The organism is Nocardia sp. NPDC005998, assembly GCF_040614395.1.
Classification (GTDB): Bacteria; Actinomycetota; Actinomycetes; order Mycobacteriales; family Mycobacteriaceae; genus Nocardia.
Genome location: NZ_JBEXUI010000056.1, coordinates 1 through 8,861, shown reverse-complemented (window position 1 = coordinate 8,861; position 8,861 = coordinate 1). Strand labels below are relative to the sequence as shown.

Sequence of the window (8,861 nt, the reverse complement as noted above, 5' to 3'; positions counted from 1 at the left end):
GGCTGCTTCGGGGGTCATTCCGACCGGTGATAGGGCTGCGTCCGGGGGCATTCCGACGGGTGATAGGGCTGCGCCCGGGAGCAGCCCGACGGGTGACAGGGCCGCGTTCGGGATCAACGGATCGCTGCCGGGTCTGCCGAGGGTGAACGGCGCTGGGAGCGATGGTGCCAACGGATCCAGGACCGATCTGCCTGCAGTCAACGGATCCGGGACCGATCTGCCTGCAGCCAGCGGATTCCGGACCGATCTGCCTACAGCCAGCGGATCCGGGACCGATCGCCGCATCGCCGCCGTACCTGCGACCGATCGCCCAACCAACGCTGTACCCACGACCGGTGGTCCGCGACCGGCCATCCCGTCTTCGGTGAGCGGTTCCTTGTGGCCGATGCCCGAAACGACAACGGCAGTACCGGAATCCGATGCCGCACCGGCCGGTGTACTGCGAACCAAAAACGGATTGGTCAAGCGCAACAAGCGAGCACGCGCGGCTGGCGGCGGAAGCGGCAGCACGCCACGGGTTCTCACCTCGAACCCGCCCAGCACTCCGACCATGGAACGCTCACCGGCCGAAGTCCGCAGCATGCTCTCGTCGTTCCGTGCCGGGCACGAGCGCGGCGCTCCCACCCCGCCGCGACCGGAGGCCGAAAACATCCCGCGCGCCACGGATTTGGCGCAAACCCCCGCTTCACCCCCTACCGCAGAGGAGATTCGGTGACCACCCATATACCGACCGCGGACCCGCACACCTTCAACTGGATGCTGGCCAACTTCGTGCGCGATACCGATGGCGTTCGCGATACCGTCGCCGTCTCTTCCGATGGCCTGCTCATCGCCATGTCCGATGGGCTGGACCGCACCGGTGCGGATCGACTTGCCGCCATGGTCTCCGGCCTGGCCAGCTTGGCCCGAAGTGCTTCGCGCAGTTACGCATTCGATGGTCTGAAGCTGATCATGATCGAGATGAAGCGCGGCTTTCTGCTGGTCTCCGCACTCGGTGACGGCAGCTGCCTGGGGGTGATCGCCGATGGCGGGTGCGATGTCGGTCTGGTCGGCTATGAGATGGCAGTGCTGGCCGAACGCGCCGGTGCGCTGCTCGATCCGGCGCTCATTTCGGAATTGCGAGAGTCGTTGCGCAGATGAGACATCCAGACCGGCCGCGGCTGCCGGACCCGCGGATGATCCCGGTGAACCAATCCCTCGGCTGGCTCGGACCGAACCGGCCGCCGCGGGACAGTCCGGATGTGCAGATGCCCGATGATCGATTCGTGCGCCCCTTCGTCGTCACGGCGGGACGCACCACACCGCTGATCGACGGGCTGCGCATCGAAACACTGGTGCAGGCAACGCCTGCCGCGCTGTCCGCACCGCTGCACTTTGAACAGCGCACCCTCGTTCGGCTGTGCCAGCAGCCGCATTCCATTGCCGAAATCGGAACGGCGCTGCACGTTCCGGTGGGCGTCGCGAAGGTGATCGTCAGCGATCTCGCGACCGCCGGGCATGTTTCGGTCCGGGATGCCCCCGAACTTTCCACCGCAGCCATCGAGAGGATCAGGGACCTTGTACGGGCACTCTGAATATCGGACCCCAGCGGCCGAGCGGCCCATGCCCGCCTCGGTCAAGATCGTGATCAGCGGCGGATTCGGGGTCGGCAAAACAACATTCATCGGTGCGATCTCCGAGATCGAACCGCTGGAGACCGAGGCGGCGATGACCGAGGTCGCCATCGGCGTCGACGATGCGGGGCGGCGCGAAGATAAGAACCAGACCACCGTCGCCCTCGATTTCGGCCGCATCACCCTCGACAGCTCGCTGATCCTCTACCTGTTCGGCACCCCCGGCCAGGACCGCTTCGTCTTCCTGTGGGACGACCTGGTCGATGGTGCGCTCGGCGCAGTGATCGTGGTGGACACCGGCCGCGTCGAGGACTGCTATCCGGTGCTGGACTATTTCGAAGAGCACAACACGCCATTCGTGGTGGTGGTCAACCGTTTCGAAGAGGGCGAGCGCTTCGAACTCGACGAGGTCCGCGAGGCACTGGAGCTCGACGAGTGGATCCCGATCCTGGAATGCGATGCGCGAGAACGGGAATCGGTAAAGGAGGTACTCGTCGCGCTGCTGGAACGGGTGCTCGTACAGCGCCTGTCCGCGCCACGGCCGCAAGCCCGCGAGGTCGGCTGACCCGTAGCCTGGCGCTCGTGGGTGGGCAGAAGGAGCGGTGCTGTAGCGCGACAGCGATCCGGAGCTGGTAGCCGAGCGGGATCCGCCTCGTCCGTGGTCGAGGACCTCGCGGCCGGGCGAGAAGTCGAGCGCGATGCCTTCATCAGCTAAGCCTCGATGGGCTTGCGCTCGTCGGTGGGGTTTGAACGAGAAAGCGCCCTTCGAGCTGCGATGATTGCTGTTGTCCAGGCATCAATCGCGCAGTTCGGAAGGGCGCTTCGGGTGCGAGTTTCGCACAGGCTCGCCGCGGAGTCGGCGGTGTTCGATGATGAGAATCTCGTATCGCTGGTCGGGCTGGTGCCGGTGATGCGGCTGGCGCGGTGCACGATGCGCGCTTTGGCGACGGTGACCAGCAGCAGGTCCGAGGCGGTACCACCGCCGCGCCTGCGCACGGTGGCTGATCTCGCGTACACCGTTGCTGGTCGGCCCCCTGTCCGGGGACCACCAGGCGGAGGCTTTCCGCCTGGAAAACGACAGTCATTCTTCACGGTCCGGATGCAGCGGCCGCTGCGGGCGGATACCGCTGGTCACCCCTGCCCGATCTCCGAGCATTCGATTTCCTTGGTGACTTCGTTGTTGTCAGGATTGGCGTCCTGGTCGCTGCTGGTCACCCGAGCCCATACGCGCACGTGGCGGGTGATGGGTTCGTCGCCGAAGCCGAAAAAGTTGACCTGTTTGGGGTCAACGGCGCGAGAATAGTCATAACTGCCGATCGGGCCCCCGTCAATGGACCACTCGATATGCACGTCCCGCGCCGGGTCCGAGCCGAGATTACGAACCATGCCCTGCGCGGGACGCGGTTGCCCCATCGGCGCCCTGGGACTGCAGATCACCGACACCTCCAGGTCGGGCAGGCCCCCTGCCTGCGCGGTGGCGGCGCTGGTGACGAGTGCCGCTACCGATCCCAGAGCCAACACGCCAGCCGCGCCGACGTATTTCACAGCGATGTATTTCACAGGCCTTCTTTCGTGAATGTTGTTTACCGACATAGGCTCTCAGCCCATCACAGCAACTTACAGCCCGACGGCGTGGCCTTACCCCGATCAGCTCCCATGCCCATCAGCGTCAACGAATAAATCCGCAGCTCAGCGGGTGCCATCGCGCACGCTCTGGAGGGCAGGGACGCTGCGGCCCTGGCGTCCGCACTCCGTCAGCATGCTGACGCGGTGCGCGACGCAATCGTGAAGACCATCAACCGTCGCGAAATGACATGCTGAGCACAAGCGCGCAGCTGCATTGCCGGTGGTCGGGAAGAGTGAACACTATGGATGCCTTCTACCTGCCCGACTCCTCGGACCCGGACCTGTTCCATCCCACTGAACTCACCCGTGGGCCGTGGTCGCCGGATGCACAGCACGGCGGGGCACCTTCGGCGCTGTTGGGGTATGTGATCGAGCAGTGTGAGCCACGGCCGGAGTGCCGGGTCGGACGGGTCACGGTGGAGTTTCTCGGGCCGGTGCCGATCGCGCCGCTGCGGGCCGAAGCGCGAGTCACCCAGGCCGAGGCGCGAGTCGCCCAACCCGGGCGCAGTGTCGAATTGATCGAGGCCACACTGAGTTCCGACCGAGGACCGGTGCTGAAGGCCACCGCCTGGCGGCTTCGACCAGTTGAGCCGGAACTCGACGTACCGATCGAGATGCTGCCGACCGGCACCCGGCCCGGCCCGGCCACCGTGACGCCGAGCCCGGAGCACAGCTTCCCGAGTACGCAGCCGGTCGGATTCCACACCGGGGTCGAATACCGTTTCGTCTCAGGCGCTTTCCAGACCCCGGGCCCGGCCGTGTGCTGGATTCGCCTGCGCTACCCGATCGTGGCCGGCACCTCGCTCAGCCCGTTGCAGCGCACCCTCGCCGCCGCTGACTTCGGCAACGGCGTCAGCTCCGTCCTGCCATGGGGCCGATACTTTTTCATCAATACCGATCTCACGGTGACCCTGCACCGCGACCCGGTCGGCGAGTGGATCTGCCTGGACGCGGCCACCTACCCCGAACACAGCGGCATCGGCCTGGCCGAGTCCCGCCTGTTCGATCAGCGGGGCCCGATCGGACGGGGCACCCAGACGCTGCTGCTCGGCACGCGCTGACCCGGATGACAGCGGCGTAGCCGGGCTCGGTAGTCATTCGGTGCTGGCATGGTGGTCGGTGCGGGCGGTGTCGTCGCCCGGGAGCTGCCGTCGCGGCGGGCAATCCGGCGCGGATGCTGGGCGAGTTGTGAGCGCACCGCTCGGCGAGTCCGATGCGTCGGTCGTGGTCGTGTCGCATTTGCGGTTACCGGTCGCGGCATCGACGGCTGCGCCGGATCTGCACACCATCGAACCGGTCCAGGAATCCGGCGCTGAGCTGGGGATGTCGGACGAATCGGCGCGGTACCGGCCGAGGCGGTCAAAAATCTTCTCGGGAATCCGATGAATTCAGGATGCGCAAGACGTCATTCCTGTGTACCGCTCGAACCAAGGGAGACAGCAATGAGCAACGGCAAGGATTTCGCACTGACCCACGTGTCCATTCTGGTCGGCGACCAGGACAAGGCGCTGGAGTTCTACCGCGATGTCATCGGCTTGGAGGTCCGCCAGGATATGCCGTTTCCGGGCGGTCGCTGGCTGACCGTCGGACCGGCGTCGCAGCCCGGTATCGAATTCATCCTGGAGAACCCTGAGATGAACCCGATGGAGGCGGCGCGCGAAGCCGCCAAGGGTCGGCTGGCCAGCGGTGCGCAGGGCACCTTGATCTTCACCACCGAGGCCGTCGACGACACCTTTGCCCGGCTGCGCGATGCGGGCGTCGATGTGGACCAGGAGCCGATCACTCAGCCGTATGGGGTGCGGGACTGCGGATTCCGCGATCCGTGGGGCAACCACCTTCGGTTCTCCCAGATCCTCGGCTGATCTCGCCGGTGCCGGTTGCGGTGCCGGTGCGGATCGGCATCGGCATGAACCCAGGTCAGCACCTCGGCGCGTGGTGAGCACCTGGCAGATCGGACCACCCGAGGGGCGTGCGCAAGGCGGCCTGCGTCGGCCGCCGTACGTGCGGCTGCGCACCCGTGCGGAGGCGAATGTCACCGCGAACCCGGTGGCGCCGCGCAGTAGGGTCGAATTCATGAGCGAGCGCAGCGAGCGAGTCATGACATGGCGCGTATGGCGCGCGATGGAAGCGAGTGCCAGCGAGGCACGGGCATGAACCAGGCGCGGATCGACACCGAACAGGACGCGACCCGGCCGCTCCGGGATGACATCCGATTCCTGGGCGGCGTGCTCGGCGACACCATCCGTGATCACGAGGGTCCGGAGGTGTTCGATCTCATCGAACGGGTGCGGATCGAGGCATTCCGAGTGCGGCGCGAGGAGGTCGGGCGCAGCGCGGTGGCGGAGATGCTGGACGACGTCGATATCACGGTGGCGCTGCCGCTGATCCGGGCGTTCAGCTATTTCGTGCTGCTGGCGAATCTGGCCGAGGATATCCAGCGCGACCGGCGGCGGGCGGCGCACGAGGCGGCGGGGGAGCCGCCGCAGGAATCCTCGCTCGCGGCGACCTATCGCAAACTCGACGCGGCGGCACTCGACGGTGCGGAGGTCGCGGATCTGCTGACCGATGCCCTGGTGTCGCCGGTGATCACCGCGCATCCGACCGAAACCCGGCGCCGTACCGTCTTCGATGTGCAGACCCGGATCACCGAATTGATGCGGTTGCGGCAGCGCTTCTCCGAGACCGAGCGGGAGCGGGCCGATTTCGAGCTGCGGATCCGCCGTCAGGTGCTCGCACTGTGGCGCACCGCGCTGATCCGATTGCAGCGCTTGCGGATTCAGGATGAGATCGCGGTCGGCCTGCGCTATTACGAGATCACCCTGTTCGATGTGATTCCCGCGATCAATGCCGAGGTGCGGGCGGCGCTGCGGTCGCGCTGGCCGGGTGTCGAGCTGCTGCCGCGGCCGATGCTGCGACCCGGATCCTGGATCGGCGGTGACCGGGATGGAAATCCCTACGTGACAGCCGATGTCGTGCGCACCGCCGCGCAGCAGGCCGCCGCGGTCGCCTTCGGCCGGTATCTGCACGAGCTGGTGGAGTTGGAGAAGTCGCTGGCGCTGTCGGCGCGACTGGTGTCCGTCACACCCGAGGTGGCGGCGCTCGCGGAGATCGGCTATCCGAATCCCGCCGCGCACGCCGATGAGCCGTATCGGCGGGCGCTGCACGGTATCTGGTCGCGGCTGGCGGCGACCGCCGAGCATGCGCTCGGCGCGGTGCCGGGCCGACCGGGCGAGCAGGGCGCGCGGTCGCAGGCCGTGGACGGGGCGGTGCCGGATACGGCGCTGCCGGTGGGTGTTGCGGCGCAACCGTATTCGTCACCGCAGGCGGTACTCGATGATCTGGATGCCATCGATGCCTCGATGCGGGCCAGCGGTGACGACCTGCTCGCCGACGAACGGCTGGCGGCACTGCGATATGCCATCGAGACCTTCGGATTCCATCTCCAGGGTCTGGATATGCGGCAGAACTCGGAGGTGCACGAGCAGGTCGTCGCCGAGCTATTGGCTTGGGCGGGTGCGCATCCGGACTATGCGAGCCTGTCCGAACCCGAACGGGTCGAACTGCTGGCCGCGGAGCTGCGGACCCGTCGGCCGTTGCTCGGTCCGCATGCGCGATTGAGCGAACTCGCCGCCAAGGAACTCGATATCGTCCGTGCCGCACGCGATGTCGTGGACACCTTCGGTACCGAGGCGGTGCCGAACTACATCATCAGCATGTGCACGTCGGTGAGCGACATGCTGGAGGCGGCACTGCTGCTGAAGGAGGGCGGGCTGCTCGATCCAGGTGAGCCCGACGGGCCGCCGAGCTGTTCGGTGAATATCGTGCCGCTCTTCGAGACCATCGAGGATCTGGGCGCCGGAGCGGACACATTGGCCGCCGCGCTGGATGTGCCGGTGTATCGAGAGTTGGTGTCCGCCAAGGGAATGCGGCAGGAGGTCATGCTCGGATACTCCGATTCCAATAAGGACGGCGGATATCTGGCGGCCAACTGGGCGTTGTACCGGGCGGAGCTGGATCTGATCGAGGTGGCGCGCAAGACCGGAATTCGGTTGCGGCTCTTCCACGGTCGCGGCGGCACGGTCGGCCGTGGTGGCGGGCGCAGTTATGATGCCATTCTCGCCCAGCCCGCCGGTGCCGTGCAGGGTTCGTTGCGATTGACCGAGCAGGGTGAGGTCATCGCCGCCAAATACGCGGAACCCCGTGCGGCGCATCGCAATCTGGAGTCGTTGATCGCGGGCACCCTGGAATCGACGCTGCTCGATGTCGAGGGGCTCGGTCCCGACGCCGAACCGTCGTATGAACTCATGGACGATCTGGCGGCGCGGGCGCGGGCGGCGTATGCGCGTCTGGTGCACGAAACACCGGGATTCGTCGAATATTTCCGGCAGTCCACGCCGGTCGCCGAGGTCGGCGATCTCAATATCGGCAGCCGGCCGGCCTCCCGCAAACCGACGAATTCGGTCTACGACCTGCGGGCCATTCCCTGGGTGATGTCGTGGAGTCAGGCCCGGGTCATGCTGCCGGGCTGGTACGGGACCGGTGCGGCACTCGAGGAATGGGTGGGCGGTGATCCACGGCGTCTTGCCACGCTGTCCGACCTCTACCAGCGGTGGCCGTTCTTCCGCACCGTGCTGTCGAATCTGGCCCAGGTCATGGCCAAGAGCGACCTGGATATCGCCGCCCGCTACGCCGAACTCGTCGACGATGTGGCCCTGCGCGAGCACATCTTCGGCATGATTCGCGACGAGCACGCCCGCACCATCCGCATGCACGCCGCGATCACCGGCAACGATCACCTGCTCGCCGACAACCCATCCCTGGCGGAGTCGATCCACAACCGCTTCCCGTACCTGGAGCCGCTGAACCAAATGCAGGTGGAACTGCTGCGGCGGCTGCGCGCGGGCGACGATTCCGAACTCGTCAAACGCGGCATTCTGCTGACAATGAACGGACTCGCCACCGCACTGCGCAACTCCGGCTAGGGAAATTCATGCCAGTTCCGCGTCCGGCCAGCTCCTGTCGTATCGAGTCCTGTGGCCCGGGGGCTGTCGAGCGTAGCCGAAGGGTGGTCGCGCAGGCAGTATTGAACGCCAGATGACTACGCTCGACGAGCAGTCGGAGTGGGTAGTGCAGCAAATCTGTGTGGATGGGGTGCTAGTGGCTATTCCGTGACGATTGCGAGTGCGTCGATTTCGACCAGCATTTCCGCGCGTGGGAGGCCGGTGAATACCGTTGTGCGGCTGGGTAGTACGTCGCCGGTGGTGTTGGCGGTGACGAATTCGCCGTAGGCGTCGTTCATGATGGCGAAGTCCTCGCGCTTGGTGAGGTAGACGCGCAGCATCACCACATCGTCGAAGGTGGCGCCGCTGGCCTCGACAATGGCCTTGACGTTCTGCAGGGTCCGAATTGTCTGGGCGGCAACGTCATCGGGGAACAGGTAGGCGTTGGTTGCCGGATCGACCGGGCCCTGACCCGAGACCTGGACGAACGGTCCCTTGCGCACGCCCTGGGAGAAGGTGTGGGCGGGCCCCATTCGAACTGGTGGTTCCCGCCGAGCCAGGTATCGACCAACTCCGGTACCGGACAACGCATCCGGCCGCTCTCGGCCCCACCGAGGTGGCC

Annotated in this window: 11 protein-coding genes; 8 read left to right on the top strand and 3 right to left on the bottom strand. The window is 66.3% G+C overall.

The window, feature by feature from the left end; translation table 11 throughout:
• The first annotated feature begins 385 nt into the window (after positions 1-385).
• The 4 genes from ABZ293_RS39090 to ABZ293_RS39075 are packed head-to-tail and all read left to right on the top strand — an operon-like array spanning position 386 to position 2,178.
• Entirely contained in the window at positions 386-715 is a 330-nt protein-coding gene (locus ABZ293_RS39090; RefSeq protein WP_355189245.1) for a hypothetical protein, read from the top strand.
• Between the two features lie 41 nt (positions 716-756).
• Positions 757-1,140: a roadblock/LC7 domain-containing protein gene (locus ABZ293_RS39085; RefSeq protein WP_355189311.1), complete on the top strand. Its 384-nt coding sequence runs from the start codon at positions 757-759 to the stop codon at positions 1,138-1,140.
• 35 nt (positions 1,141-1,175) lie between these two features.
• Positions 1,176-1,574, top strand: a complete 399-nt coding sequence (locus ABZ293_RS39080) for a DUF742 domain-containing protein (RefSeq protein WP_355189309.1) — start codon at positions 1,176-1,178, stop codon at positions 1,572-1,574.
• Positions 1,575-1,602: 28 nt separating this feature from the next.
• Positions 1,603-2,178 carry an ATP/GTP-binding protein gene (locus ABZ293_RS39075; RefSeq protein ID WP_355189243.1) on the top strand — a complete coding sequence of 192 codons (576 nt, stop codon included), beginning with the start codon at positions 1,603-1,605 and terminating at the stop codon, positions 2,176-2,178.
• Between the two features lie 146 nt (positions 2,179-2,324).
• Here ABZ293_RS39075 and ABZ293_RS39070 read toward each other — a convergent pair whose 3' ends face one another.
• The gene (locus tag ABZ293_RS39070) at positions 2,325-2,609 is read right to left on the bottom strand and encodes a hypothetical protein (protein WP_355189319.1); all 285 of its coding nucleotides are present in this window, start codon (positions 2,607-2,609) and stop codon (positions 2,325-2,327) included.
• A 135-nt stretch (positions 2,610-2,744) separates the two neighbouring features.
• Positions 2,745-3,173 carry a hypothetical protein gene (locus ABZ293_RS39065; RefSeq protein ID WP_355189317.1) on the bottom strand — a complete coding sequence of 143 codons (429 nt, stop codon included), beginning with the start codon at positions 3,171-3,173 and terminating at the stop codon, positions 2,745-2,747.
• A gap of 308 nt (positions 3,174-3,481) precedes the next feature.
• Here ABZ293_RS39065 and ABZ293_RS39060 point away from each other — a divergent pair, with 308 nt between their 5' ends.
• From ABZ293_RS39060 to ppc, 4 genes are all read left to right on the top strand, one after another.
• Positions 3,482-4,300: a thioesterase family protein gene (locus tag ABZ293_RS39060; RefSeq protein ID WP_355189241.1), complete on the top strand. Its 819-nt coding sequence runs from the start codon at positions 3,482-3,484 to the stop codon at positions 4,298-4,300.
• Between the two features lie 381 nt (positions 4,301-4,681).
• Positions 4,682-5,101, top strand: coding sequence for a VOC family protein (locus ABZ293_RS39055; protein ID WP_355189239.1), 420 nt, complete (start codon positions 4,682-4,684; stop codon positions 5,099-5,101).
• A gap of 70 nt (positions 5,102-5,171) precedes the next feature.
• Positions 5,172-5,393, top strand: coding sequence for a hypothetical protein (locus ABZ293_RS39050; RefSeq protein WP_355189237.1), 222 nt, complete (start codon positions 5,172-5,174; stop codon positions 5,391-5,393).
• Positions 5,390-8,221 carry a phosphoenolpyruvate carboxylase gene (ppc, locus tag ABZ293_RS39045; RefSeq protein WP_355189235.1) on the top strand — a complete coding sequence of 944 codons (2,832 nt, stop codon included), beginning with the start codon at positions 5,390-5,392 and terminating at the stop codon, positions 8,219-8,221. The genes ABZ293_RS39050 and ppc overlap by 4 nt, the downstream gene beginning before the upstream one ends.
• A 179-nt stretch (positions 8,222-8,400) precedes the next feature.
• Here the strand turns inward: ppc and ABZ293_RS39040 are convergent, their stop codons facing one another.
• Positions 8,401-8,772 carry a RidA family protein gene (locus ABZ293_RS39040; protein ID WP_355189307.1) on the bottom strand — a complete coding sequence of 124 codons (372 nt, stop codon included), beginning with the start codon at positions 8,770-8,772 and terminating at the stop codon, positions 8,401-8,403.
• Between the last annotated feature and the right edge of the window lie 89 nt (positions 8,773-8,861).

Bases quoted from the DNA above. Each gene is read 5' to 3' on its own strand.
- ABZ293_RS39085 (WP_355189311.1), top strand. From the start codon at position 757: ATGCTGGCCAACTTCGTGCGCGATACCGATGGCGTTCGCGATACCGTC.
- ABZ293_RS39075 (WP_355189243.1), top strand. From the start codon at position 1,603: ATGCCCGCCTCGGTCAAGATCGTGATCAGCGGCGGATTCGGGGTCGGC.
- ABZ293_RS39040 (WP_355189307.1), bottom strand. From the start codon at position 8,772: ATGGGGCCCGCCCACACCTTCTCCCAGGGCGTGCGCAAGGGACCGTTC.
- ABZ293_RS39090 (WP_355189245.1), top strand. From the start codon at position 386: ATGCCCGAAACGACAACGGCAGTACCGGAATCCGATGCCGCACCGGCC.
- ABZ293_RS39080 (WP_355189309.1), top strand. From the start codon at position 1,176: ATGATCCCGGTGAACCAATCCCTCGGCTGGCTCGGACCGAACCGGCCG.
- ABZ293_RS39055 (WP_355189239.1), top strand. From the start codon at position 4,682: ATGAGCAACGGCAAGGATTTCGCACTGACCCACGTGTCCATTCTGGTC.
- ppc (WP_355189235.1), top strand. From the start codon at position 5,390: ATGAACCAGGCGCGGATCGACACCGAACAGGACGCGACCCGGCCGCTC.
- ABZ293_RS39060 (WP_355189241.1), top strand. From the start codon at position 3,482: ATGGATGCCTTCTACCTGCCCGACTCCTCGGACCCGGACCTGTTCCAT.